The 24445-nt window shown below is 72.4% G+C and carries 21 protein-coding genes and 1 pseudogene; 20 read left to right on the top strand and 2 right to left on the bottom strand.

All coding sequences use genetic code 11. The annotated features are described in order from the left end of the window. Nucleotides 1-92: 92 nt before the first annotated feature. The 7 genes from ACWGJ2_RS13280 to ACWGJ2_RS13310 all read left to right on the top strand — a co-directional run bounded on the left by ACWGJ2_RS13280 (nucleotide 93) and on the right by ACWGJ2_RS13310 (nucleotide 7253). Nucleotides 93-1967: a DUF5941 domain-containing protein gene (locus ACWGJ2_RS13280; protein ID WP_453346191.1), complete on the top strand. Its 1875-nt coding sequence runs from the start codon at nucleotides 93-95 to the stop codon at nucleotides 1965-1967. Beyond that, a complete protein-coding gene (locus ACWGJ2_RS13285) occupies nucleotides 1964-2719 on the top strand; it encodes a phosphocholine cytidylyltransferase family protein (protein WP_453346164.1) in 756 nt (251 codons plus the stop codon). The genes ACWGJ2_RS13280 and ACWGJ2_RS13285 overlap by 4 nt, the downstream gene beginning before the upstream one ends. Next, entirely contained in the window at nucleotides 2707-3768 is a 1062-nt protein-coding gene (locus ACWGJ2_RS13290) for an iron-containing alcohol dehydrogenase family protein (protein ID WP_453346165.1), read from the top strand. The genes ACWGJ2_RS13285 and ACWGJ2_RS13290 overlap by 13 nt, the downstream gene beginning before the upstream one ends. Then, on the top strand, nucleotides 3746-4525 hold the full coding sequence (locus ACWGJ2_RS13295; RefSeq protein ID WP_453346166.1) for a CDP-alcohol phosphatidyltransferase family protein: 780 nt from the start codon (nucleotides 3746-3748) through the stop codon (nucleotides 4523-4525). Before ACWGJ2_RS13290 ends, ACWGJ2_RS13295 begins: the two co-directional genes overlap by 23 nt. Before the next feature lie 17 nt (nucleotides 4526-4542). Continuing rightward, a complete protein-coding gene (locus ACWGJ2_RS13300; RefSeq protein WP_453346167.1) occupies nucleotides 4543-5415 on the top strand; it encodes a glycosyltransferase family 2 protein in 873 nt (290 codons plus the stop codon). A 67-nt stretch (nucleotides 5416-5482) separates the two neighbouring features. Beyond that, the gene (locus tag ACWGJ2_RS13305; RefSeq protein ID WP_453346168.1) at nucleotides 5483-6427 is read left to right on the top strand and encodes an ABC transporter permease; all 945 of its coding nucleotides are present in this window, start codon (nucleotides 5483-5485) and stop codon (nucleotides 6425-6427) included. Continuing rightward, entirely contained in the window at nucleotides 6414-7253 is an 840-nt protein-coding gene (locus tag ACWGJ2_RS13310; protein WP_453346169.1) for an ABC transporter ATP-binding protein, read from the top strand. The genes ACWGJ2_RS13305 and ACWGJ2_RS13310 overlap by 14 nt, the downstream gene beginning before the upstream one ends. 118 nt (nucleotides 7254-7371) lie before the next feature. Here ACWGJ2_RS13310 and ACWGJ2_RS13315 read toward each other — a convergent pair whose 3' ends face one another. Beyond that, nucleotides 7372-9606 carry an MMPL family transporter gene (locus ACWGJ2_RS13315; protein ID WP_453346170.1) on the bottom strand — a complete coding sequence of 745 codons (2235 nt, stop codon included), beginning with the start codon at nucleotides 9604-9606 and terminating at the stop codon, nucleotides 7372-7374. Nucleotides 9607-9736: 130 nt separating this feature from the next. Here ACWGJ2_RS13315 and ACWGJ2_RS13320 point away from each other — a divergent pair, with 130 nt between their 5' ends. The 12 genes from ACWGJ2_RS13320 (at nucleotide 9737) to ACWGJ2_RS13375 (ending at nucleotide 23654) form a co-directional block, all read left to right on the top strand. Then, nucleotides 9737-10528 (top strand): TetR/AcrR family transcriptional regulator, encoded by a 792-nt coding sequence (locus ACWGJ2_RS13320; RefSeq protein ID WP_453346171.1) that lies wholly within the window; start codon nucleotides 9737-9739, stop codon nucleotides 10526-10528. A gap of 214 nt (nucleotides 10529-10742) precedes the next feature. Continuing rightward, nucleotides 10743-11729 (top strand): squalene synthase HpnC, encoded by a 987-nt coding sequence (hpnC, locus tag ACWGJ2_RS13325; RefSeq protein WP_453346172.1) that lies wholly within the window; start codon nucleotides 10743-10745, stop codon nucleotides 11727-11729. Nucleotides 11730-11736: 7 nt separating this feature from the next. Further along, nucleotides 11737-12678: a presqualene diphosphate synthase HpnD gene (gene hpnD / locus ACWGJ2_RS13330; protein WP_453346173.1), complete on the top strand. Its 942-nt coding sequence runs from the start codon at nucleotides 11737-11739 to the stop codon at nucleotides 12676-12678. Next, nucleotides 12675-14144 (top strand): hydroxysqualene dehydroxylase HpnE, encoded by a 1470-nt coding sequence (hpnE, locus tag ACWGJ2_RS13335; protein WP_453346174.1) that lies wholly within the window; start codon nucleotides 12675-12677, stop codon nucleotides 14142-14144. The genes hpnD and hpnE overlap by 4 nt, the downstream gene beginning before the upstream one ends. After that, the gene (locus ACWGJ2_RS13340; protein ID WP_453346175.1) at nucleotides 14141-15304 is read left to right on the top strand and encodes a polyprenyl synthetase family protein; all 1164 of its coding nucleotides are present in this window, start codon (nucleotides 14141-14143) and stop codon (nucleotides 15302-15304) included. The genes hpnE and ACWGJ2_RS13340 overlap by 4 nt, the downstream gene beginning before the upstream one ends. Before the next feature lie 92 nt (nucleotides 15305-15396). Then, nucleotides 15397-17397: a squalene--hopene cyclase gene (gene shc, locus ACWGJ2_RS13345; protein WP_453346176.1), complete on the top strand. Its 2001-nt coding sequence runs from the start codon at nucleotides 15397-15399 to the stop codon at nucleotides 17395-17397. Then, nucleotides 17397-18272 (top strand): phosphorylase family protein, encoded by an 876-nt coding sequence (locus ACWGJ2_RS13350; protein ID WP_453346177.1) that lies wholly within the window; start codon nucleotides 17397-17399, stop codon nucleotides 18270-18272. The genes shc and ACWGJ2_RS13350 overlap by 1 nt, the downstream gene beginning before the upstream one ends. A 7-nt stretch (nucleotides 18273-18279) precedes the next feature. Then, nucleotides 18280-19299: an adenosyl-hopene transferase HpnH gene (gene hpnH, locus ACWGJ2_RS13355; RefSeq protein WP_453346178.1), complete on the top strand. Its 1020-nt coding sequence runs from the start codon at nucleotides 18280-18282 to the stop codon at nucleotides 19297-19299. A 46-nt stretch (nucleotides 19300-19345) separates the two neighbouring features. Then, nucleotides 19346-21349: a 1-deoxy-D-xylulose-5-phosphate synthase gene (gene dxs / locus ACWGJ2_RS13360; protein WP_453346179.1), complete on the top strand. Its 2004-nt coding sequence runs from the start codon at nucleotides 19346-19348 to the stop codon at nucleotides 21347-21349. Then, nucleotides 21346-22728: an aspartate aminotransferase family protein gene (locus ACWGJ2_RS13365; RefSeq protein WP_453346180.1), complete on the top strand. Its 1383-nt coding sequence runs from the start codon at nucleotides 21346-21348 to the stop codon at nucleotides 22726-22728. Before dxs ends, ACWGJ2_RS13365 begins: the two co-directional genes overlap by 4 nt. Nucleotides 22729-22824: 96 nt before the next feature. Beyond that, complete coding sequence (locus tag ACWGJ2_RS13370; RefSeq protein WP_453346181.1) at nucleotides 22825-23436, top strand: helix-turn-helix domain-containing protein; 612 nt, start codon at nucleotides 22825-22827, stop codon at nucleotides 23434-23436. Nucleotides 23437-23453: 17 nt separating this feature from the next. Further along, nucleotides 23454-23654: a DUF6126 family protein gene (locus ACWGJ2_RS13375; protein WP_453346182.1), complete on the top strand. Its 201-nt coding sequence runs from the start codon at nucleotides 23454-23456 to the stop codon at nucleotides 23652-23654. 96 nt (nucleotides 23655-23750) lie between these two features. On the opposite strand, the pseudogene ACWGJ2_RS13380 reads toward ACWGJ2_RS13375, so the two are convergent. Next, nucleotides 23751-23899 (bottom strand): annotated as a pseudogene (locus tag ACWGJ2_RS13380) (winged helix-turn-helix transcriptional regulator); the annotation flags it as partial. An 88-nt stretch (nucleotides 23900-23987) separates the two neighbouring features. On the opposite strand from ACWGJ2_RS13380, the gene ACWGJ2_RS13385 reads away from it, so the two are divergent. Further along, the coding region (locus ACWGJ2_RS13385; protein ID WP_453346183.1) for an NADP-dependent oxidoreductase at nucleotides 23988-24445 on the top strand (458 nt) is incomplete at its 3' end.

Genomic DNA, 24445 nt, shown 5'->3' on the forward strand with positions numbered 1-24445 from the left:
CCTCGAACGGGCGATGGCGCACCCTGACCGCTGCCCGGCCACTCCCAGGGCCCGGCTCCGCGGACATGTCAGCTTCCAAGGAGTGAGTTCGTCTGTCGACCGCCATTCTCACCGGTCCGCCGGTCGCAGGGTCGTCGCTCGAAGGCGGCCTGCGGTCGCTCGGCTTCGACGTGCGCGTGGCGGACGACGCCGCCGGAGTGGCCGCCGAGCTGGCCGCCGTCCCCGCGCGGGAGCGGGTCGCGCTCGTGGACCCGCGCTTCGTGGGACACGTGCACAGCCTCCGCCTCGCGCTGACCGACCCCCGCTTCCCCGCCGCAGCCGTCCCCGGAGCGCTCACGGCCCAGCCGGAGGCCCGCGCCGCGCTGGCCGGCGCCCTCGCGGACGCCGCAGGGCAGGGCACCCCGGAGCCCGTCGGCGCCCCCGAGCACCCCGGCACCTCCGGCACCCCCGGCGAGGCCGCCACCGCCGTCCGCGCGCTGCCCGACACCCTCGGCGCCCTCCTGGAGGACGGGGGGACGGCCGTGCACCGCCCTGACCTGGGCGTCCTCGTCGCCGCCGTCCCCGACAGCGAGGACGCGCGCGCCGAGGCACACCGGGCCGTGGAAGCGGTGGACGACGAGTCCGTACGGCTGCGCTCGGCGGTGAAGGCCCGCGACGGCTTCTTCACCACCTTCTGCGTCAGCCCCTACTCCCGCTACCTCGCGCGCTGGTGCGCCCGCCGCGGCCTCACCCCGAACCAGGTCACCACCGCCTCCCTGCTCACCGCTCTGCTCGCCGCCGCCTGCGCGGCCACGGGCGAGCGCGGCGGCTTCGTCGCGGCCGGTGTCCTGCTGCTCGCCTCCTTCGTGCTGGACGCGACCGACGGACAGCTCGCCCGCTACGACCTCCAGTACTCCACCCTCGGCGCCTGGCTGGACGCCACCTTCGACCGGGCCAAGGAGTACGCGTACTACGCGGGCCTCGCCCTGGGCGCGGCCCGCGGCGGGGACGACGTATGGGCCCTGGCGCTCGGCGCGATGGTGCTCCAGACCGCGCGGCACGTCATCGACTTCGCCTTCAACGAGGCGAACCACGACGCCGACGCCAACACCAGCCCCACCGCCGCGCTCTCCGGGAAGCTCGACAGCGTCGGCTGGACCGTCTGGCTGCGGCGCATGATCGTGCTGCCGATCGGCGAGCGCTGGGCGCTGATCGCCGTCCTCACCGCCTGCACCACCCCGCGCGTCACCCTGATCGTCCTCATCGCCGGCTGCGCCCTGGCCGCCTGCTACACCACGGCGGGCCGTCTGCTGCGCTCGCTGACGCGCAGGGCGCGCCGTACGGACCGCGCGGCGCTGGCCCTGGCCGAGCTGACGGACAGCGGCCCCCTCGCGCAGGGCTTCGCCGCCGCGTTCGGGCGGGTGCGGCTCGGGGGCTTCGGCGTCCCCGCCGTCGCGCTCCTCGGCACGGCGGGGCTGCTCGCCGCGGCGCTGTGGGCCCCGCTGGGCAGCCTCTGGGTCTGCGTGGCCGCGCTCGGCTACGCGCTCCTGGCCGGGCTCGCCGTCGCGCGCCCCCTCAAGGGCACGCTCGACTGGCTCGCGCCGCCCCTCTTCCGTATCGCGGAATACACCACGATCCTTGTCATCGCCGCCCGCTCGGGGGTGAACGGCGCCTTGCCCGCGGCTTTCGGGCTGGTGGCGGCCGTCGCCTACCATCACTACGACACGGTCTACCGCATCCGCGGTGGCACCGGCGCCCCGCCGCAGTGGCTGGTGCGGTCGATCGGGGGGCACGAGGGACGGACCCTGCTGGTCACGTTCGCCGCCGCCCTCTGGCTGGGCGGTCTCGCGCACTCCGACCGCAGCTTCACCATCGCGCTGACCGCGTTCGCCGTGGTCATCGCGGTCGCGGTGCTCATCGAGAGCATCCGTTTCTGGGTGTCCTCATCCGCACCCGCCGTACACGACGAAACAGGAGAACCCGCATGATCGGCCTCGTGCTGGCCGCCGGCGCCGGACGGCGTCTGCGTCCCTACACCGACACCCTCCCCAAGGCCCTGGTGCCGGTGGGCCCGGAGCTGGAGGGCGAGGAGCCCAAGAGCGTCCTCGACTACACCCTCGCCAACTTCGCCGAGGTCGGCCTGACCGACGTCGCCGTCGTCGTCGGGTACCGCAAGGAGGCCGTCTACGAGCGCAAGGAAGCGCTGGAGCAGAAGTACGGCGTCAAGCTCACCCTCATCGACAACGACAAGGCCGAGGAGTGGAACAACGCCTACTCCCTCTGGTGTGCCCGCGAGGTCATCAAGCAGGGTGCCCTGCTCGCCAACGGTGACACCGTGCACCCCGTCTCCGTGGAGAAGACCCTCCTGGACGCGCGCGGCAACGGCCAGAAGATCATCCTCGCCCTCGACACGGTCAAGGACCTCGCCGACGAGGAGATGAAGGTCGTCGTGGACCCCGAGAAGGGCGTCCAGCGCATCACCAAGAAGATGGACCCGGCCGAGGCGTCCGGCGAGTACATCGGCCTCACCCTCATCGAGCCCGAGGCCGCCGAGGAGCTGGCCGACGCGCTGAAGGCCGTCTTCGAGCGGGACCCGCAGGAGTTCTACGAGAACGGCTACCAGGAGCTGGTCAACCGCGGCTTCAAGATCGACACCGCGCCGATCGGCGACGTCGACTGGGTCGAGATCGACAACCACGACGACCTCGCCAAGGGCAGGGAGATCACGTGCCGGTACTGACCCGCCTCATCCCGTCCCCGGTCGTCGTCGACATCAGCCGCGGCGCCCTGGACGACCTGGCGGGCCTGTTGGCCGATCAGCGGATCTCCTCCAACGGCAAGCTCGCCTTCGCCATCAGCGGCGGCTCAGGCGCCGCCCTGCGCGAGCGGTTCGCGCCCGAGCTGCCCAACGCCGACTGGTACGAGGTCGGCGGCGGCACCATCGACGACGCGATCAAGCTCGCCGACGCGATGAAGACCGGGCGCTACGACGCGGTCGTGGGCCTCGGCGGCGGCAAGATCATCGACTGTGCGAAGTTCGCAGCGGCGCGCATCGGCCTCCCGCTGGTCGCCGTCGCCACGAACCTCTCGCACGACGGTCTCTGCTCGCCCGTCGCGACGCTCGACAACGACGCGGGCCGCGGTTCCTACGGCGTGCCCAACCCGATAGCGGTCGTCATCGACCTCGACGTCATCCGCGAGGCCCCGGTCCGCTTCGTGCGCTCCGGCATCGGCGACGCCATCTCCAACATCTCGGCCGTCCGGGACTGGGAGCTGGCACACGAGACGCGCGGCGAGGACATCGACGGCCTGGCAGCCGCCATGGCCAGGCAGGCGGGCGAGGCCGTGCTGCGGCACCCCGGAGGCGTCGGCGACGACGCCTTCCTCCAGGTGCTCGCCGAGGGCCTGGTGCTCACGGGCATCTCGATGTCGGTCGCCGGGGACAGCCGCCCGGCCTCCGGCGCCTGCCACGAGATCAACCACGCCTTCGACCTCCTCTACCCGAAGCGCGCGGCGAGCCACGGCGAGCAGTGCGGCATGGGCGCCGCGTTCGCCACGTTCCTGCGCGGGGACAAGGAGACGGCGCATCTGATGGTGGAGGTGCTGCGGCGCCACGGCCTGCCCGTCCTGCCCGCCGAAATCGGCTTCTCCGTCGAGGAGTTCGTGAAGGTCGTCGAGTACGCGCCGCAGACCCGGCCAGGGCGCTACACGATCCTGGAACACCTCGACCTGTCCACCGACCAGATCAGGGACGCGTACGCGGACTATGCAGAAGCCATCGGTAGCTGAGCTGCGGCCGGTCGTTCACCCCGCCGGGGTGAAGGACCGACGCAGCGGCGAGCACTGGGCGGGCCGGCTCTACATGCGGGAGATCTCCCTGCGTGTGGACCGGCACCTGGTGAACACCAGGGTCACGCCCAATCAGCTCACGTACGTGATGACCGTCGCAGGCGTGCTCTCGGGACCGGCGCTGCTGGTCCCGGGGATCGGCGGCGCGGTCCTCGGCTGGCTGATGGTCCAGCTCTATCTGCTGCTCGACTGCGTCGACGGCGAGGTGGCCCGCTGGAAGAAGCAGTTCTCGATGGGCGGCGTCTACCTGGACCGCGTCGGCGCCTACCTGTGCGACGCCGCGCTGCTCGTCGGCTTCGGCCTGCGCGCCGCCGATGTGTGGGGCGACGGCAGGATCGACTGGCTGTGGGCGTTCCTCGGGACGCTCGCCGCGCTCGGCGCCATCATGATCAAGGCGGAGTCCGACCTCGTCGGCGTCGCCCGTCACCAGAGCGGGCTGCCGCCGGTGAAGGAGGAGGCGTCGGAGCTGCGCTCGTCCGGCATGGCGCTGGCACGCAAGGCCGCGGCGGCGCTGAAGTTCCACCGGCTGGTCCTGGGCATCGAGGCGTCCTTCCTGATCGTCGCGCTGGCGGTCGCCGACACGGTGCGGGGCGACCTGTTCTTCTCGCGCCTCGGCGTCGCCGTCCTCGCGGGCATCGCCGTCCTCCAGACGCTGCTGCATCTGGTGTCCATCCTCGCCTCCAGCAGGCTCAAGTGACGGAGGGAGAGCGGCCGATGAAGCTGGGAGCCGTCATCCTCACCATGGGCAACCGCCCCGAGGAGCTGCGCGCCCTGCTCGACTCCGTCGCCAAGCAGGAGGGCGACCCGGTCGAGGTTGTCGTGGTGGGTAACGGCGCGCCGCTGCCGGAGTTGCCCGAAGGTGTACGGACGGTCGAGCTTCCGGAAAATCTCGGCATCCCCGGTGGCCGCAATGTCGGGATCGAGCAGTTCGGCCCCTCGGGCGCCGAGGTGGACGCGCTGCTCTTCCTCGACGACGACGGGCTGCTGCCGAACGGCGACACCGCGGCGCTCGTGCGGGAGGCGTTCGCCGCCAACCCGAAGCTGGGCATCATCAGCTTCCGCATCGCCGACCCCGACACGGGGGAGACCCAGCGGCGCCACGTGCCCCGGCTGCGGGCCGCTGACCCGATGCGCTCCTCCCGTGTCACCACCTTCCTCGGCGGCGCGAACGCGGTGCGCACGAGGGTGTTCGCCGAGGTCGGCGGCCTGCCCGACGACTTCTTCTACGCCCACGAGGAGACCGACCTCGCCTGGCGCGCGCTCGACGCGGGCTGGGCGATCGACTACCGCGCGGACATGGTGCTGTACCACCCCACCACCGCGCCGAGCCGGCACGCGGTCTACCACCGCATGGTCGCCCGCAACCGCGTCTGGCTCGCCCGCCGCAACCTCCCGGCCCCCCTCGTCCCCGTCTACCTCGGCGTCTGGCTGCTGCTGACGCTGGCGAGGCGGCCCTCGCGCCCCGCGCTGCGGGCATGGCTGGGCGGCTTCAAGGAGGGCTGGACCTCGGCCTGCGGTCCTCGCAGGCCGATGCGGTGGCGTACGGTATGGCGGCTGACCCGACTGGGCCGCCCTCCCGTGATCTGACAAGCTCGACCCTGAGAGCATCAGTCCCCAGGTACACCTGCGCAGTGTGAGGACGAAAGTTTCCAACGTGACCGAGACAACGCACGGCGGTGCGGTCGGCGTGACGCCTCCGCCATCACCGGACGACCGTCTGTCCCAGGCCGAACTCGCGGCCAAGTACGGCCTGACGGTGAGCGGGGCGCGACCCTCGCTGCCCGCCTATGTACGCCAGCTCTGGGCGCGGCGGCATTTCATCCTCGCCTTCTCCCGGGCCAAGCTGACGGCCCAGTACAGCCAGGCGAAGCTCGGCCAGCTCTGGCAGGTGGCCACGCCCCTGCTGAACGCCGCGGTCTACTACTTCATCTTCGGCGTCCTGCTGGGCGGCCGTGACGGTACACCCGGCGGCAAGGAGAACTACGTCCCCTTCCTGGTGACGGGCGTCTTCGTCTTCACCTTCACCCAGACCTCCGTGCTCAACGGCGTCCGGGCGATCTCGGGGAACCTCGGCCTGGTGCGGGCGCTGCACTTCCCGCGCGCCTCGCTGCCGATCTCCATCTCGCTCCAGCAGCTCCAGCAGCTCCTGTACTCGATGATCGTGCTGGTCGTCATCCTCTTCGGCTTCGGCCAGCTCCCCCAGTGGTCCTGGCTGCTGGTGCTCCCCGCGCTCGCCTGCCAGTTCCTCTTCAACACGGGCATGGCCCTGATCATGGCCAGGATGGGCAGCAAGACGCCCGACCTGGCGCAGCTCATGCCGTTCGTGATGCGGACGTGGATGTACGCCTCCGGCGTGATGTTCCCGCTGGAGCACATGCTGAAGGAGCGCGCCGGCGCCTCGCCGTGGCTCGTCGACATCCTCCAGGCCAACCCCGCCGCGGTCTACATGGACCTGATGCGGTTCGCCTTCATCGACGGCTACACCAGCGCCGACCTCCCGCCGCACGTGTGGGCGCTGGCCCTGGGCTGGGGGCTGCTCGTGGGCATCGGCGGATTTGTATTCTTCTGGAAGGCGGAGGAGCGTTATGGCCGTGGCTGAGCAAACGGAGAAGGCCGGGCAGAGCGCCGTCGAGCAGGCCCCGCAGGACCGGGCGCCGCAGGAGCCGTGGGTCCCGACCGTCATCGCCGAGGATCTGCACATCGTCTACCGCGTCTACGGCGGCGCCAAGGGCAGGGGCAGCGCCACCGCGGCCCTCAACCGCATCGTCCGGCGCAAGCCGGGCGGCGGCGGCATCCGCGAGGTGCACGCGGTCAAGGGCGTCAGCTTCACGGCGTACAGAGGTCAGGCGATCGGCCTCATCGGCACCAACGGATCCGGCAAGTCCACGCTGCTGCGTGCCATCGCCGGGCTGCTGCCCGCCGAGTCCGGGCACGTCTACAGCCACGGGCAGCCCTCGCTGCTGGGCGTGAACGCGGCCCTCATGAACGACCTCACCGGCGAGCGCAACGTCGTGCTCGGCGGCCTCGCGATGGGCATGACCCGCGAGGAGATCGACGAGCGGGCCGAGAAGATCATCGAGTTCTCCGGCATCAACGAGAAGGGCGACTTCAGCACCCTTCCGATGCGCACGTACTCCTCTGGCATGGCGGCGCGGCTGCGCTTCTCCATCGCCGCGGCCAAGGACCACGACGTGCTCATGATCGACGAGGCGCTGGCGACGGGCGACAAGAAGTTCCAGAAGCGCTCCGAGGCCCGCATTCGCGAGCTGCGCAAGGAGGCGGGCACCGTCTTCCTCGTCAGCCACAACAACAAGTCGATCCGCGACACCTGCGAGCGGGTCCTGTGGCTGGAGCGCGGCGAGCTGAAGATGGACGGCCCGACGGAGGAAGTCCTCAAGGAGTACGAGAAGTTCACGGGCAAGTAGGCAAGCAGGCGGGGGCGCCGTCCGAGGCGCCCCCTTCCCTCGTTTCCCACGTCACGCACACAGCGGCCGATCCGGACCCCCGTCCAGGATCGGCCGCCGTGCGTGGTGCGGGGCCCGCTCAGACCCCGGCGGGGGTGCGCTCCCTCTCCGCGTCCCTGGGGTCTCGCCCGTCGGCCTCGTTCCCGGCAGGCACTGACTCGTCCAGGCCGACGCGCGCGTGCAGCCGCCGCAGCGCCTTCGGCGCGTACCAGGCGGAGCGCCCCAGCAGCCGCATCGCGGCGGGCACCAGCACACCGCGCACCGCGACCGCGTCGATGAGGATGGCCAGGCCGCTGCCGAGCCCGAACATCTGGAGGAAGCTGACGCCGCTGGTGGCGAAGGCGAAGAAGCTGACGGCCAGCAGACCCGCCGCCATGGTCACGATCCGCCCGGTGCGCGAGAGCCCGTGGACGACGGCGGTGCGGTTGTCGGCGCCCGACTCGTGCAGCTCCTTGATGCGGCTGGTCACGAAGACCTCGTAGTCCATGGACAGGCCGAAGACGATGCAGAACATCAGCACCGTCATCGAGGTGTCCATCGGCATCGGCGTGAAGCCCAGCACGGACGAGAGATGGCCGTCCTGGAAGATCCAGACCATGGCCCCGATGGCGGCGGTCAGGCTCACCGTGTTCAGCGCGAGGGCCCGCAGCGGCTGCACGACGCTGCCGGTGAAGAGGAAGAGCAGCGCGAACGTGGTGACGACGACCATGCCGACCGCGAGCGGCAGCCGGTCGCCGATCGAGCGCTTGGAGTCGACGAGCTGCGCGTCCGTGCCGCCGACGAGCGCCTCGGTGCCGCCGGGCGCCGGGACGTCGCGCACGGTCCCGACCAGGTCCTGCGCCGCGCCTGACTTGGGCTCAAGACCTGTGGTGACGGTCAGGAGCTGTGCGTCCTCGCGCCCGAGCGCGGCCTCCGCTGGCCCGGGGCGCGCGGCGCGCCCGTCGGTGTACGTGCCGGTGGCGGCCTGGACGCGGGTGACGCCGTCGAGCCGGGAGAGCCGCTCGGCGTACGCGGCCAGCGGACCCTTCGCGACCGGGCCCGTGGTGACGACGCGGACCGCGTCCGTGTCGCTAACGGCGAAGTCCTCGCGCAGCGCCGTCGACACCTGGCGGCTCTCGGCTGCCTCGGGCAGCACCCGCTCGTCGGGGGTGCCGAAGGACGCGCCCAGCAGCGGGCTCGCGGCGAGCAGCAGCACGGCCAGTACGGGCAGCGCGGTGAGCGCGGGGCGCCGCATGACGGTGCGCGCGAGGCGGCCCCACAGCGGCGCTTCGGGCTTGCGGACGGCGTCGGCCCACGGGAGGCGGCCCGCGTTGACGCGGTGCCCCAGCACGGCGAGCAGTGCGGGGACGACGACGAGCGCGGCGACGGCGGCGATGGCCACGACGCCGATCCCGGCGTAGGCGAAGGAGCGCAGGAAGAACTGCGGGAAGAGCAGCAGCGCGGCGAGCGCGGCGACCACGGTGGCTGCCGAGAAGGCGATGGTGCGGCCCGCCGTGCGCACCGTCGTGCGCAGCGCGTCGGGCACCTCGTCGCCCTCGGACAGGCGCTCGCGGAACCGGCTCACCAGCAGCAGCCCGTAGTCGATGCCGAGCCCGAGGCCGAGCGCGGTGGTGAGGTTGACGGCGAAGACGGAGACGTCGGTGACGCTGCCCAGCAGGTACAGCTCGGCGAAGGTGCCGAGGATCGCGATCAGTCCGATGGCCAGCGGCAGCAGCGCTGCGACGAAGCTGCCGAAGGCGATGACGAGCAGGATCAGGGTGACGGGCACGGCGATGGCCTCGGCGACGGCGAGGTCGCCGGAGACCTGCTGGGTGACGTCGTTGTTGAGCGCGGCGGGCCCGCCTGCCCGGACGGTGAGGGCGCCCCTGTCGCCCGCCCACTTCCGGGTGACGTCCTCGGCGTGCTCGCTGACGGTGGTGCTGTCGCCCTTCACATGGGCCAGCACCAGGGCCTGGGTGCCGTCCTTGGAGGTGAGCGCGGCGCCGCCCCTGTCCCAGTACGAGGAGACACGGGTGACCTGGGCCTCGCCCTTGAGCCCCGAGGTCAGCTCGCGGCCGGCGCGCTCGGCGGCGGGGGAGCGGAGGCCGCCTTCGTCGGCGCGTACCAGCAGGACGAGGTTGTGGTCGCCGCCGAACTTCTCGTCGATCAGCGTCTGGGCGCGGCTCGACGGCGCGTCCGGGTCTTCGAAGCCGCCGCCCTGGAGCTTGCCGAAGGCGCCGAAGCCCACGGCGCCCATGACGGCCACGGCGAGAAGGGTGAGCAGCAGCAGGGCCCGTGCCCTGCGCAAGGTCAGCTCTGCGATACGTCGGAGCACGGTGGTTTCCCCCTGGGTCTGCGCACGGCGAGAAGACACGGCGAAGGTGCGCGGCGCCGCGATGTTTACGGTGTCAACATGGACTGTCGCAGGGGATGTTAATGCTGTCAACATCGGGCAGGATGGAGGCATGCAGGCGAAGACCAGTGCGACCCCCGGGCCCGGCGACGACGAGGGCTCCGGCTCCGCTTCCACCACTTCCGCCAGGGGCGCCGGGTCGGCGCAGGCGGGTGCGGCGGGCAAGGCGGGCTACCACCACGGCGACCTGCGCAACGCGCTGACCGAAGCCGCCACGGCACTCGCCCGCGAGGGCGGCCCCGAGGCCGTGGTGCTGCGTGCCGCCGCGCGCCGCGTGGGCGTCTCGCCCACGGCCGCCTACCGGCACTTCGCCGGGCAGGCCGAGCTGCTCCACGCGGTCAAGGAGCGCGGGCAGTGGCGGCTGGCCGAGTTCATGGCGCAGTCCATGGGCGAGCCGGAGGGTGGGGGCGGGGGTCGAGACGAGGGCGAGGGCGCCTCCGGCGCTCCCGATCCCGCCGAGGTCGTGCGGCGCGTGCGCGTCATGGGGCACGGCTATGTCGCCTTCGCACGCGCGGAGCCCGGCCTCTTCCGCGCGGCCTTCTGTCATGAGCCGTTGACCGGGGAGTCGGGCCCGACGGCCACCGGGCTCCCGGACTTCGCCTCGGGTGAGGGGTGGGAGTTCAGCTCCTTCGGGCTGCTGGTGCAGGCCATGGACGACCTGGTGGCGTGCGGCCTGATGCCCGCGGACCGCAGGCCCGGTGCCGAGATCACGGCCTGGGGGATGACGCACGGTCTGGCCATGCTCTTCCTCGACGGTCCGCTCTCCGGGCTGGCACCCGAACAGATCGACGGGGTGGTCGAACACGCCCTCTCCGTGACCATTGCCGGGCTTACCGCACCTTGACCTGTTCTCAACTCTCCCGGCTCGTACAGACGATTGATGTACGGCGTAAGCTGTGCGAGTGCTGAATCACGTCATGTCGCGTCAAGATGCCTGTGTCATGCCTTGTCATTGATCATTTCGCAAGACCGATTCGCGCGGCGTGTCCGAAAAGGGATGTTCTGTGTCGGCAGTGTAGAAACGGAGATGTGACGGCAATGGCTACGGGCAGTACGCGGTGACCGCGGATGCCGACGCGCAGACGCGCGCCGTACTCGCCAAGGCCGCGCGCGAGAACTTCCCCGTCGCCCCGTGGTTCCTGCCGCGCGAGTGGCGCGACGATCTGATGGCCGTCTACGGCTTCGCGCGCCTCGTCGACGACATCGGCGACGGCGACCTCGCCCCCGGCGGCCACGACGCGGCGCTCCTCGGGGTCGCCCCCGGGCAGGCGGGGGACCGGCTCGCGATGCTCGACGCCTTCGAGGCAGACCTGCGCCGCGTCTTCGGACACACCGGCGCGACGGCCCCCTCCGCCGCACCCGTCGGCGCCCCCGCGCCCCCCGGACCCGCACCGGGGCCCGCGCCCGCGCCCGGCGCCGCCGTCGCCCCGCCCGGCCACCCCCTCCTGCGTGCCCTGGTCCCCACCGTGCGCCGCCACGGCCTCACCCCCGAGCCGTTCCTCGGGCTGATCGAGGCCAACCGCCAGGACCAGAAGGTCCGCCGTTACGCGACGTACGACGAACTGCTGGCCTACTGCGAGCTGTCGGCGAACCCCGTCGGGCGGCTCGTTCTGGCCATCACCGGCACCGCCACACCCGAGCGCGTGCGGCACTCCGACGCCGTCTGCACAGCCCTCCAGGTCGTCGAACACCTCCAGGACGTCGCCGAGGACCTCGGCCGTGACCGGATCTATCTCCCCGCCGAGGACATGGACCGCTTCGGCGTGACCGAGAAGGACCTCGCGGCGCCGAGCGCGGGCGCCGCCGTGCGCACGCTCGTGGCCTTCGAGGCCGAGCGCGCCGAGCGGCTGCTGGAGCGGGGCGTTCCGCTGACGCACAGCGTGCGCGGCAGGCTCCGCCTCCTGCTCGCGGGGTTCACCGGTGGCGGCCGCGCGGTCGTACGGGCCCTGCGCGAAGCGCGCTACGACGTGCTGGCCTGCCCTCCCCGGCCCACCAAGCGCGGCCTCCTCCTCGAAGTGGTCGCGACACTGCGAAGAGAGGGGTGACCCGACCGTGGACAGAGCCCGGCCGGCAGCGAAGCTGCCCCCTGCCGTGGCGGCGGCCTACAGCTACTGCGAAGCCGTCACCGGAGCGCAGGCCCGCAACTTCGCCTACGGCATCCGGCTGCTGCCGACCGGCAAGCGCCAGGCGATGTCCGCGCTCTACGCCTTCTCCCGGCGCGTCGACGACATCGGCGACGGCGCCCTGGACGCGGCGGCGAAGAAGTCCCGGCTGGAGGAGACCAGGGGGCTCCTCGCCCGGATCGCCGAGTGCCGCGTCGACGAGGACGACACCGACCCCGTCGCCGTCGCGCTCAGCGACGCCGCGCGCCGGTACCCGCTGCCGCTCGGCGGGCTCGACGAACTGATCGACGGCGTGCTGATGGATGTGCGCGGCGCCGAGTACGAGACCTGGGACGATCTCAGGGCCTACTGCCGCTGCGTCGCGGGGGCGATCGGTCGGCTGTCGTTGGGGGTGTTCGGTACTGCACCAGGCGCACGCAACACGGCGCACGCCCCGGAGTACGCCGACACACTCGGCCTTGCGCTCCAACTCACCAATATTCTCCGCGATGTGCGGGAAGACGCTGACAACGGACGTACGTACCTGCCCCGGGAGGATCTTGAGAAATTCGGCTGCGCGGCGGGATTCCACACCGACACCCCGCCGCCCGGAGCGGATTTCGCGGGACTGGTGCACTTCGAAGTCCGGCGCGCACGCGCCCTGTTCACCGAGGGGTACAAGCTGCTGCCCATGCTCGACCGCCGCTCAGGCGCCTGCGTCGCGGCCATGGCGGGGATCTACCACCGCCTCCTCGACCGCATCGCCGCCGACCCCCACGCCATCCTGCGGGAGCGGGTCTCGCTGCCCGGAAGGGAGAAGGCGTACGTCGCTGTCCGCGGCCTCTCGGGCCTCGACGCCCGGCAGGCCGCCAGGAGGAGCGTGAGCACATGAACCGCCCAGAGCCCGGGGCCGGTCCCCCCGGCAGTGGTCCCGGCAGCGGCGGACGGCGCCGGGCCGTCGTCATCGGCGGCGGCATCGCGGGCACCACGGCGGCCCTGCGGCTCGCCGACGCGGGGGTCGAGGTCACCCTCGTCGAGACCCGCAGACGGCTGGGCGGGCTCGCCTTCTCGTTCCGGCGCAACACGCCCGAGGGCACCCTGACCATCGACAACGGACAGCATGTGCACCTGCGCTGCTGCACCGCCTACACCTGGTTCCTCGACCGCGTCGGCGGCGCGGACCTGGCCCCCGTGCAGCGCCGGATGGACGTCCCCGTACTCGACGTCGCACCGGAGCGCCCACGGCTCGGCAGGCTCCGGCGCACCGCGCTGCCCGTCCCGCTCCACCTCGCCGCGAGCCTCGCCTCCTACCCGCACCTCTCGCTGGCCGAGCGCGCCGCCGTCGGGCGCGCCGCACTCGCGCTCAAGGGGCTCGATCCGGCCGACCCGGCGCTCGACGGCATCGACTTCGCCACCTGGCTGCACCGGCACGGCCAGTCCGAGCGGGCCATCGAGGCGCTGTGGGACCTGGTGGGCACCGCCACCCTCAACGCCCGCGCCCCGTACGCCTCCATGGGCCTCGCCGCCATGGTCTTCAAGACCGGGCTGCTCTCAGAGCCGGGCGCCGCCGACATCGGCGTCTCGCGCGTGCCGCTCGGCGACATCCACGACACCCTCGCGCGTGCCGCGCTCGACAAGGCGGGCGTGCGCGTCCTCCTCCAGAGCCGCGCCCGCTCCCTCGTGCCGGCGCCAGGGCCGGTCGGGGGCTGGCGGGTCGGCGTCGAGAGCGGCGGCGGGCCCGTCGAGGAGCACGAGGCGGACGGCGTCGTCCTGGCCGTACCGCAGACCGAGGCGCACGGGCTGCTGCCCGAGGGCGCGCTCGTGAACCCCGGCAGCCTGCTGGAGATCGGCACGGCGCCGATCCTCAACGTCCACGTCATCTACGACCGTAAGGTGCTGCGGCGGCCCTTCTTCGCCGCCCTCGGCAGCCCCGTCCAGTGGGTCTTCGACCGCACCGCTCCCTCCGGCCTCACGAGCGGCCAGTACCTTGCCCTGTCACAGTCGGCGGCCGGTGACGAGATCGACCGGCCCGTGGCAGTCTTGCGCGAGCGCTATCTCCCCGAACTGGAGAGGCTCCTGCCCGCGGCACGAGGTGCGACGGTGCGGGACTTCTTCGTCACCCGCGAACGCACCGCCACCTTCGCACCGTCCCCCGGAGTGGGACGGCTGCGCCCTGGGGCCCGCACGGGGGTGCCCGGTGTCTTCCTCGCGGGCGCGTGGACCGATACTGGCTGGCCGGCAACTATGGAGAGCGCTGTACGCAGTGGGGCGACCGCCGCCAGGGAAGCCCTCACGGCCTTGGGCAGACCGCACGACGACGACCCGGTGCCCGGCACGGAAGGAAGGGCGGTGGCATGACCATCGACAGCCCCATCGAGGCAGCGAGCAGCACGGCCAGCACAGCGGGCAAGGCGAGCACGGCCAGCACAGAACGTGAGGGAGAACCTGTGACCACGGCGAACGAGCGCACCGTCGTCGACAACGCGAGCGTGAAGGCGCTGCTGGAGCGCGGGCGCACGCTCGCGACGCCGGTGCTGCGCGCCGCCGTCGACCGGCTGGCCAAGCCGATGGACACCGTCGCGGCCTACCACTTCGGCTGGATCGACGCCGCGGGCCGCCCCTCCGAGGGCGACGGCGGCAAGGCCGTACGCCCCGCGCTGGCGCTGCTCTCCGCCGAGGCCGCGGGCGCTTCCCCGGAGACGGGGCTGCCGGGCGCCGTCGCCGTCGAGCTGGTGCACAACTTCTCGCTGCTGCACGACGATCTGATGGACGGTGACGAACAGCGCCGCCACCGCGACACCGTCTGGAAGGTCCACGGCCCCGCGCAGGCCATCCTCGTCGGGGACGCGCTCTTCGCGCTGGCCAACGAGATACTGCTGGAGCTGGGCACGGCGGAGGCGGGCCGCGCCACCCGCCGTCTCACCACCGCCACCCGCAAGCTCATCGACGGGCAGGCCCAGGACATCTCCTACGAGCACCGCGAGCGGGTCACCGTCGAGGAGTGCCTGGAGATGGAGGGCAACAAGACGGGTGCCCTGCTCGCCTGCGCCGTCTCCATCGGCGCGGTGCTCGGCGGCGCCGACGACCGTACGGCCGACGCGCTGGAGTCCTACGGCTACCACCTGGGCCTCGCCTTCCAGGCCGTCGACGACCTGCTCGGCATCTGGGGCGACCCGGACGCCACGGGCAAGCAGACCTGGAGCGATCTGCGGCAGCGCAAGAAGTCCCTGCCCGTCGTCGCCGCGCTCGCCGCGGAGGGCCCCGCCTCCCGGCGGCTGGCCGAGCTGATGACGGCCGACGCGAAGAAGAGCCAGGCGGAGTTCGAGGACTTCGACGAGGCGGAGTTCGCCGCGCGTGCCGCGCTCATCGAGCAGGCGGGCGGGCGCGAGTGGACGTCCCAGGAAGCACAGCGGCAGCACACCACCGCCATCGCCGCGCTGAACACCGTGGACATGCCGGGGCACGTGCGCGACCAGCTCGTGGCGCTGGCGGACTTCGTGGTCGTACGACAGCGGTAGGACCCCGTCGCGCAAACGGCCCACAAGTGGCTGGCCCGACCGTGAAGCAGGGGGCAAACTCGCTAACTTCGGACACATCGGAAGGGGAAGCGATGACAGCCACCACAGACGGCAGCACCGGGTCCGTGGGCCCACGCGCGCTCTCCGCCACGAAGCACCCGGGGGAGGGGCAGAGTCCGGACGCCGCGGACCCGGACGGCCCCGAAGCCCTCGCGGCGCGCGTCACGGCGCGCGCCGTCGAGCATCTGCTGGCCCGTCAGGACGAGGCGGGCTGGTGGAAGGGCGATCTGGAGACCAACGTCACCATGGACGCCGAGGACCTGCTGCTGCGCGAGTTCCTCGGCATCCGCGACGAGGCCACCACCGAGGCCGCGGCCCGCTTCGTCCGCGCGCAGCAGCGCGAGGACGGCACCTGGGCCACCTTCCACGGCGGTCCTGGCGACCTCTCGACCACCATCGAGGCGTACGTCGCGCTCCGGCTCGCCGGGGACGCGCCCGGCGAGCCGCACATGGAGCGCGCCTCGCGGTGGGTCAGAGAGCGGGGCGGGGTCGCCGCGAGCCGCGTCTTCACCCGCATCTGGCTGGCGCTCTTCGGCTGGTGGCGCTGGGAGGACCTGCCGGAGCTGCCGCCCGAGCTGATCTACCTCCCCAAGTGGTTCCCGCTCAACATCTACGACTTCGGCTGCTGGGCCCGCCAGACCATCGTCCCGCTGACCGTCGTCTCGGCGAAGCGCCCCGTGCGCGCCGCGCCCTTCGCCCTGGACGAGCTGCACCGCGATCCCGCGCGGCCGGGCCCGGCGCGACCCATGGCCCCCGTCACGAGCTGGGACGGGGTCTTCCAGCGGCTGGACCGCGCGCTGCACGCCTACCGCAAGGTCGGCTCCCGCAGGCTGCGGCGCGCCGCGCTGCGGGACGCGTCGCGCTGGATCATCGAGCGGCAGGAGAACGACGGCTGCTGGGGCGGCATCCAGCCCCCCGCCGTCTACTCGCTGATCGCGCTGCGCCTCCTCGGCTACGACCTCGACCACCCCGTCATGCGCGCCGGACTGGAGTCCCTGGACCGCTTCGCCGTCTGGAAGGACGACGGCAGCCGCATGGTCGAGGCGTGCCAGTCCCCGGTCTGGGACACCTGCCTGGCCACCATCGCGCTCGCCGACGCCGGGCTGCCCCGCGACCACCCCGCGCTGGTCAAGGCCGCCGACTGGATGCTGGGCGAGGAGATCGTACGGGCCGGGGACTGGGCCGTGCGCAGACCCCAACTCCCGCCCGGCGGCTGGGCGTTCGAGTTCCACAACGACAACTACCCCGACATCGACGACACCGCCGAGGTCGCCCTCGCGCTGCGCCGCGTGCGCCATCAGGACCCGGTACGGCTCGACGGCGCCGTCGAGCGGGCCGTGCGCTGGACCTTCGGCATGCAGTCGCGCGACGGCTCCTGGGCCGCCTTCGACGTCGACAACACCAGCCCCTTCCCCAACCGCCTCCCCTTCTGCGACTTCGGCGAGGTCATCGACCCGCCGTCCGCCGACGTCACCGCGCACGTGGTGGAGATGCTCGCGGCCGAGGGCAGGCAGCACGACCCGCGCTGCCGCAAGGCCATCGCCTGGCTCCTCGCCGCGCAGGAGGCCGACGGCTCCTGGTTCGGCCGCTGGGGCACCAACTACCTCTACGGCACCGGCTCGGTCGTCCCCGCGCTCGCCGCCGCCGGGCTGCCCGCCTCGCACCCCGCGATCCGGCGCGCCGTGGCCTGGCTGGAGAGCGTGCAGAACGAGGACGGCGGCTGGGGCGAGGACCAGCGCTCCTACCGCGAGGCCGACTGGGCGGGACGCGGCGCGTCCACCGCTTCGCAGACCGCCTGGGCGCTGCTCGCACTGCTCGCGGCCGGTGAGCGGGAGTCGCCCGCCGTCGGACGCGCGATCGGCTGGCTCGCGCGGACGCAGTGCGAGGACGGCTCCTGGGACGAGCCCTACTTCACGGGGACGGGCTTCCCCTGGGACTTCTCGATCAACTACCACCTGTACCGGATGGTCTTCCCCGTCACCGCGCTGGGCCGCTATCTGCACGGCGACGGACTCGTACCCCGGGAATCCTGATGGGCGCGGCGCGGGGTCCGGTTCCGGAGGGCGCGCCGGACGTGCGGGGCGCCCCCGGGGCCTCCGGCACCCCGGGGGCCGCTTCGCCGGATCCGCTGCTGGTCGCCTGCGCGCTGGGCATCGAGCGGCTCGCGCTGCGCGGTGCCGCGCAGCGCGCGGGCGCCGCCGTCACCCTCCTGCGGACGGGGATGGGCCCGCAGGCCGCGGGCGCCGCCGTGGCCGCCGCGCTGCGCGGCGAGCCGGTGCCGGGCCGTACCGCCGTCGTGGCCACCGGCTTCTGCGCCGGGCTCGTGCCCGGCATGCACCCCGGCGACCTGGTCGTGGCCGACGGCACCCTGGACGCCCCGGACACCTCTGAGGGCCCGGACTCCGCGGGCAGCACCGCGTGCACGGGCACGGCCGCGCTCGCCGCAGCCCTGGAGGGCCTCGGGGCGGTGCACACGGGCCTGCTCGCGGGTTCGGGCCACGTGGTGCGCGGCGCGGCGCGCGAAGAGCTGAGGGCCGCCACGGGGGCCGTCGCCGTGGACATGGAGTCGGCCGCCACGCTGGCCGCCGCTTCCGCCGCTTCCGCCGCTTCCGCCGTACAGGCCGGGCCCGGCGGGCCGGGCGCTCCGGGCAGGGGCAGGCCGGGTGGTCCCGCCGCTTCCCGGGCCTCCCCGGCCTCCTCCGCGCCCGCTGAGCACATCGCGCCCGTCGCTCCCGCACCCGCCGGGGCGCGTCCGCTTGCCGCCGTACGGGTGGTGGTGGACGCCCCCGGCCATGAGCTTGTCCGGATTGGGACACTGCGAGGTGGAATATCGGCATTCCGTGTTCTTCACGGTGTCCTGCCCGCGTTCCTCGAATGGCACCGATCCTTGCTGCTCCCCTGGAGGTGAGCGAGAAATGGCCATGCCCCTCCGCCAGACCGTGCGTATCGGCACCTATCTCTTCCAGCAGAAGCTCCGCCGCCGTGAGAAGTTCCCCCTGATCGTCGAGCTGGAACCGCTGTACGCCTGCAACCTCAAGTGCGAGGGCTGCGGCAAGATCCAGCACCCGGCCGGGGTGCTCAAGCAGCGCATGCCCGTCGCGCAGGCCGTCGGCGCCGTGCTGGAGTCCGGTGCCCCGATGGTCTCCATCGCGGGCGGCGAACCGCTGATGCACCCGCAGATCGGCGAGATCGTCCGGCAGCTCGTGGCGAGGAAGAAGTTCGTCTTCCTGTGCACCAACGCGATGCTGATGCGCAAGAAGATGGACGAGTTCACCCCGTCTCCCTACTTCGCCTTCGCCGTGCACATCGACGGGCTGCGCGAGCGCCACGACGAGTCCGTGGCCAAGGAGGGCGTCTTCGACGAGGCGGTGGAGGCGATGAAGGAGGCAAAGCGGCGCGGCTTCCGCGTCACCACCAACTCCACCTTCTTCAACACCGACACGCCGCAGACCGTCATCGAGGTGCTGAACTACCTCAACGACGACCTCAAGGTCGACGAGATGATGATCTCCCCGGCCTACGCCTACGAGAAGGCGCCGGACCAGGAGCACTTCCTCGGCGTGGAGCAGACCCGCGAGCTGTTCAAGAAAGCGTTCGCGGGCGGGAACCGGGGCCGCTGGCGGCTCAACCACAGCCCGCTCTTCCTCGACTTCCTGGAGGGCAAGGCCGACTTCGCGTGCACGGCCTGGGCCATCCCCAACTACTCCCTCTTCGGCTGGCAGCGCCCCTGCTACCTGATGAGCGACGGCTATGTGCCCACGTACAAGGAGCTGATCGAGGAGACCGACTGGAGCGCGTACGGGCGCGGCAAGGACCCCCGGTGCGCGAACTGCATGGCGCACTGCGGTTATGAGCCGACCGCCGTCCTCGCCACCATGGGCTCCCTCAAGGAGTCGATCCGGGCCGCGAAGGAGACCGTCAGCAGCGCCAAGTAGCCGACAGCCGAACGCGAACAGCCAGAGGCCAGAGGGGGGCCGGACCATGTCCTTGCTGGAGAGCATCAGAGGGCCACGGGATCTCGACGCACTGTCCATCGCCGACCTGGACGAACTCGCGGGTGAGATCCGCGAGTTCCTCGTCCAGGCGGTCTCGCGCACCGGTGGCCACCTGGGGCCGAACCTGGGCGTGGTCGAGCTGACCATCGCCCTGCACCGGGTCTTCGACTCGCCCGCCGACCGCATCCTGTGGGACACCGGGCACCAGTCCTATGTGCACAAGCTGCTGACGGGCAGGCAGGACTTCTCCAAGCTCAAGGGCAAGGGCGGCCTCTCCGGTTACCCCTCGCGCGAGGAGTCGGAGCACGACGTCATCGAGAACAGCCACGCCTCCACCGTGCTGGGCTGGGCCGACGGGCTGGCCAAGGCGGACGGCCTGTGCGGGCGCGAGCGGCACGTGGTGGCGGTGACCGGCGACGGCGCGCTCACGGGCGGCATGGCCTGGGAGGCCCTCAACAACATCGCGGCGGCCGACGACCGCCCCCTCGTCATCGTCGTCAACGACAACGAGCGCTCCTACGCGCCGACCATCGGCGGCCTCGCCGACCACCTGGCGACGCTGCGCACGACCAACGAGTACGAGCGCGTGCTGGCCTGGGGCAAGGACGTGCTCCAGGCCACGCCCCTCGTCGGCAGGCCGCTCTACGAGTCCCTGCACGGAGCGAAGAAGGGCCTCAAGGACGCGGTGGCGCCCCAGGGCATGTTCGAGGACCTGGGGCTCAAGTACGTCGGGCCCGTCGACGGGCACGACATCGCCGCCGTCGAGTCGGCCCTGCGCCGCGCCAAGCGCTTCCGCGGCCCCGTCCTGGTGCACTGCCGCACCGAGAAGGGCCGCGGCTACGAGCCCGCGCTCGCGGACGAGACCGACCGCTTCCACACCGTCGGCCGGATGGACCCCGCCACCTGCGCACCGGTCGGCCCGGCCGCCGGACCCTCCTGGACCTCCGTGTTCGGCGCGGAGATGGTGCGGCTGGGGGCCGAGCGGCCCGATCTCGTCGCCGTCACGGCGGCGATGCTCGACCCGGTGGGGCTGAGCCCGTTCGCCGCCGCGTACCCGGAGCGTGTCCACGACGTGGGCATCGCCGAGCAGCACGCGGCTGTCTCGGCTGCCGGCATGGCGGCGGGCGGGCTGCACCCGGTCGTCGCCGTCTACGCCACCTTCCTGAACCGCGCCTTCGACCAGGTGCTGATGGACGTGGCCCTGCACCGCTGCGGGGTCACCTTCGTCCTCGACCGCGCCGGGATCACCGGGCCCGACGGACCCTCGCACCACGGCATGTGGGACATGTCGTTGCTCCAGGTCGTCCCGGGGCTGCGCATCGCGGCACCCCGCGACGCGGACACGCTGCGCGCCGAACTGCGCGAGGCCGTCGAGGTGGACGACGCGCCGACGGTGGTGCGCTTCCCCAAGGAGACGGTGGGGGAGCCCGTGCCCGCGCTGCGCACGGCCGGCGGCATGGACGTGCTGCGCGAGGTGCCCGAGGGTCAGGGGCACGACGTGCTGCTGGTCTCGGTCGGCGCGCTGGCGCCCGCCTGTCTGGAGGCGGCGGCGCTGCTGGAGGAGCGGGGGCTGGGCGTCACGGTCGTCGACCCGAGGTGGGTCAAGCCCGTGGACGCGACGCTCCCGGAGCTGGCGCGGCACTACCGGGCCGTCGCCGTCGTCGAGGACAACTGCCGTGCGGGGGGCGTCGGTTCGGCCGTGGCGCAGGCGTTGCGCGACGCGGAGGTGCGGGTGCCGGTGTGCGCGCTGGGCATCCCCGCACGTTTCCTGGCCCACGCCAAACGCGGCGAGATCCTGGCCGACATCGGGCTCACCCCCGCCGAGATCGCGGGCAGCGTGGCCACGACGCTGGCCCGCGCGTCGGCGCCGGCGCGCGCGGCCGGGTCCCGTACGAACGCGTCCCGTAATGGCGGAAGCCCACAGGAGAGCGCCAGGAGCGCCAAGGGCACCAGGGGGAGCGCGAGAACGAGCGAGGAGAGCACCGCGTGACCGACTTCGATCTGCCCAGGCTCCTCGCGGAGCGCGCCGACGAGCGCTACGAGCTGCACGCCAGGCACCTGAACCACCAGTTGCCCCGCATGCTGCACACCATCGGCTTCGACAAGACCTACACGCGTGCCGAGGGCGCCTACTTCTACGACGCCGAAGGCCGCGACTACCTCGACATGCTCGCGGGCTTCGGCGTCATGGGCCTGGGCCGCCACCACCCCGTCGTACGGCAGGCACTCCACGACGTGCTCGACGCCTCGCTCGCCGACCTCACCCGTTTCGACTGCCCGCCCCTGCCGGGGCTGCTCGCCGAGAAGCTGCTCGCCCACGCGCCGGGGCTCGACCGGGTCTTCTTCGGCAACAGCGGCACGGAGGCCGTGGAGACGGCGCTGAAGTTCGCCCGCCGCGCCACGGGGCGGCCCAGGATCCTCTACTGCGACCACGCCTTCCACGGGCTCACCACCGGCTCCCTCTCCGTCAACGGCGAGGAGGGTTTCCGCAAGGGGTTCGGGCCGCTGCTGCCGGACACCGCCGTGCCGCTGGGCGACCTGGCGGCCCTGGAGAGGGAGCTGCGCAGGGGCGACGTGGCGGCCCTGGTCGTCGAGCCGGTCCAGGGCAAGGGCGTGCACGAGGCGCCCCCCGGGTATCTGCGCGCGGCCCGCGAACTGCTCCACCGGCACGGCGCCCTGCTCATCGCCGACGAGGTGCAGACGGGGCTCGGGCGCACCGGCGACTTCTTCGCGTACCAGCACGAGGAGGGGGTCGACCCCGACCTGGTGTGCGTCGCCAAGGCGCTCTCGGGCGGCTACGTACCGGTCAGCGCGACCCTCGGCAAGGAGTGGATCTTCAAGAAGGTCTACTCGTCCATGGACCGCGTCCTCGTCCACTCGGCCAGCTTCGGCGCGAACGCGCAGGCCATGGCCGCGGGCCTGGCGACCCTCGCGGTCATGGAGGACGAGGACCTGACGGGCAACGCGCGCCGCACGGGCGAGCTGCTGCGGGAGCGGCTGGCTGCGCTGGTGGACCGTTACGAGCTGCTGCACGACGTACGCGGCAGGGGCCTGATGATCGGCATCGAGTTCGGCAGGCCCAAGTCGCTGGGGCTGCGCGGGCGCTGGACCATGCTCCAGGCGGCACGCAAGGGGCTGTTCGCGCAGATGGTGGTGGTGCCGCTCTTCCAGCGGCACCGCATCCTGACGCAGGTCTCGGGCGACGAGCTGGAGGTGATCAAGCTGATCCCGCCCCTGATCATCGGCGAGCGCGAGGTCGAGCGCTTCGTGGACGCCTTCACCCAGCTCATGGACGAGGCGCACAGCGGGGGCGGTCTGCTGTGGGACTTCGGCCGTACGCTGGTGAAGCAGGCCGTCGCGGCGCGGTAGCGGCCGGGAGCGCACCGGGCGTGCGTGGCGTCGGGGATTTTTGCCTCTGAGGCAAGAAAATTGCCCAGCAGGCAGGTCTCTGGCTCAATCGGAAGCATGAGCCCTGAATCCAGCGGCCTCCCCGACGAGCTGTCGGCGGTCGCCCCACAGCTGCGTGACCTGCGAAGGGCCGCCGGACTGACCCTGGAGACGGCCGCGGGCAGGGCGGGCCTGTCACCCGCGTATCTGTCCCGTCTGGAGACCGGCCAGCGCCAGCCCTCGCTGCCCGTGCTGCTGGAGCTGTCCCGCTGCTACGGCACGACCGTCTCCGAACTGCTCGGCGAGACCCTGCCGGGGCACCGCCCGGTGCTGCGCGCGGACGAGAGCGAGCCGACGGAGGCGGGCGGCTGGACGTACTGGCAGGCGGGCCGTCAGGGCCGGGCGATGCAGCCGCTGCGCGTGCACGTCCCGCAGGGCGCCCAGGGCGACCTGGTGCGGGTCCACCCCGGCGAGGAGTGGCTGTACGTGCTCGGCGGGCGGCTGCGGCTGGCGCTGGGCGAGGCCAGGCATGTGCTCGGGCCCGGGGACTCGGCGCACTTCGACTCCACCACCCCGCACCGCATCTCGGCGGCCACGCCCGAGGGCGCCGACCTCCTCTTCGTCCACACCCTGCTGCGCAGCACGGCCACCGAGCTGTGCGTCGGCGGGCAGGGCTCCCGTACCCCGTGAAAGGCCAGGTCACCGCCATGGATACCGAGCAGCACGGGCCGCCTCCCGGCGAACAGGGCCCGCACATAGCGTCCGCCGTACCGGCCGCGTCGCGGATGAACGAGGAGAGCCGCATCCCGCGCAGCCTCGCGGTCAGGCTGTTCGTCTACCTGGTGGCCGGGCACCTGATCGCGTTCTTCTTCTTTCTGCTCTTCGAGCTGGGCGCGAGCCGCCAGTAGCCAGGGGCGCTCCGGCCCGCGTGCCGTCGGCCGGAGCCGTGCGTCACTGGCCGCTGCCCTGGCGGGGGCCTCAGCCGTCTTGGGCGACCGGTTCGGGATCGGACCGATCAGCGTTCCCCCGAGCGGGGTGAGTTCGTACTCGACGCGGGGCGGCGCCTCGGCGTAGGCGTGTCGGCGATCAGCTCGACCGCCAGCCGCGCAGGGCAGTCGGCGAGGAAGGGGCCACCGGGCCCGAAACCGCTCATGACCAGCAAAGGTACCTGCTGGTTCCTTTCGGGAACATAGCTTGGGTTCTCCCCCCTTTCACAGCCAGGTTTCCGAGCCAGGAGAATCATGCGAGTCATCACCCAGCGGACGCTCGGCGGTCCCGAAGCGCTCACCATCGTGGACGCGCCCCAGCCCCGGCCCCTCCCGACCGAGGTCCTCGTCCGCGTCAAGGCGGTCGGGCTGAACCCGCTGGAGGCGCTCCTGCGCTCCGGCGAGTTCCCTCCGATGCTCGGCCGGCCGCCGTTCGTCCTCGGCTGGGACATCAGCGGCGTGGTCGAGGAGTCGCAGACGTGGCGGTTCAGGCCCGGCGACGAGGTGTTCGGGATGCCGCTGTTCCCGCGGGCGGCGAACGCGTACGCCGAGTTCGTACCGGCACCGGCGCTGCACCTGGCGCGCAAGCCCGCTTCGCTCTCGCACGCCGAGGCGTCGGCGCTGCCGGTCGTCGGGCTGACGGCGTGGCAGGGCCTCGTCGACCTGGGCGGCGTGACCGAGGGCGACCGCGTCCTGGTCCACGGCGGCGGTGG

Source organism: Streptomyces sp. NPDC054796 (assembly GCF_053611545.1).

Coding starts and splice junctions, on each gene's coding strand:
- ACWGJ2_RS13285 (WP_453346164.1), top strand. CDS start 1,964: ATGATCGGCCTCGTGCTGGCCGCCGGCGCCGGACGGCGTCTGCGTCCC.
- ACWGJ2_RS13295 (WP_453346166.1), top strand. CDS start 3,746: ATGCAGAAGCCATCGGTAGCTGAGCTGCGGCCGGTCGTTCACCCCGCC.
- ACWGJ2_RS13300 (WP_453346167.1), top strand. CDS start 4,543: ATGAAGCTGGGAGCCGTCATCCTCACCATGGGCAACCGCCCCGAGGAG.
- ACWGJ2_RS13310 (WP_453346169.1), top strand. CDS start 6,414: ATGGCCGTGGCTGAGCAAACGGAGAAGGCCGGGCAGAGCGCCGTCGAG.
- ACWGJ2_RS13320 (WP_453346171.1), top strand. CDS start 9,737: ATGCAGGCGAAGACCAGTGCGACCCCCGGGCCCGGCGACGACGAGGGC.
- hpnE (WP_453346174.1), top strand. CDS start 12,675: ATGAACCGCCCAGAGCCCGGGGCCGGTCCCCCCGGCAGTGGTCCCGGC.
- ACWGJ2_RS13340 (WP_453346175.1), top strand. CDS start 14,141: ATGACCATCGACAGCCCCATCGAGGCAGCGAGCAGCACGGCCAGCACA.
- shc (WP_453346176.1), top strand. CDS start 15,397: ATGACAGCCACCACAGACGGCAGCACCGGGTCCGTGGGCCCACGCGCG.
- ACWGJ2_RS13350 (WP_453346177.1), top strand. CDS start 17,397: ATGGGCGCGGCGCGGGGTCCGGTTCCGGAGGGCGCGCCGGACGTGCGG.
- hpnH (WP_453346178.1), top strand. CDS start 18,280: ATGGCCATGCCCCTCCGCCAGACCGTGCGTATCGGCACCTATCTCTTC.
- dxs (WP_453346179.1), top strand. CDS start 19,346: ATGTCCTTGCTGGAGAGCATCAGAGGGCCACGGGATCTCGACGCACTG.
- ACWGJ2_RS13370 (WP_453346181.1), top strand. CDS start 22,825: ATGAGCCCTGAATCCAGCGGCCTCCCCGACGAGCTGTCGGCGGTCGCC.
- ACWGJ2_RS13375 (WP_453346182.1), top strand. CDS start 23,454: ATGGATACCGAGCAGCACGGGCCGCCTCCCGGCGAACAGGGCCCGCAC.